The organism is Vibrio sp. OPT18 (genome assembly GCF_015163615.1).
GTDB classification, from domain to species: domain Bacteria; phylum Pseudomonadota; class Gammaproteobacteria; order Enterobacterales; family Vibrionaceae; genus Vibrio; species Vibrio coralliirubri.
Map to the genome: position 1 here is coordinate 1 of NZ_JADDYK010000093.1, position 350 is coordinate 350.

Genomic DNA, 350 nt, shown 5'->3' on the forward strand with positions numbered 1-350 from the left:
GAAGCGGAAAATCTCAAGCCGGCACAAATCAAAAACAATTCAGTGACGTTCTTAAATACCAAGTCAAACAAGAACCGAACCGTTCCCATTAACCAGGTGTTATTTGACGAACTAAAGGCATTTAAGCCGGTGAATGATGAACGGATGTTTTTGAGTAGCTTATCTACGTTCCGTAAAGCAATTACCAAGGCTCATATCCAGCTACCTAAAGGGCAATTTACTCACGTTCTGCGGCATACGTTCGCCAGCCATTATGTAATGAATGGTGGAAACATTGTGAAGCTGCGCGACGTTCTGGGGCATAGCGAGATCACGACAACCATGCGTTATGCGCACCTGGCACCAGATCA

The 350-nt window shown here is 45.1% G+C and carries 1 protein-coding gene; it reads left to right on the forward strand.

Annotated elements, in window-relative coordinates:
* Positions 1-350: tyrosine-type recombinase/integrase (locus tag IQQ51_RS23650; RefSeq protein ID WP_193842270.1), on the forward strand; the 350-nt coding region annotated here is incomplete at both ends.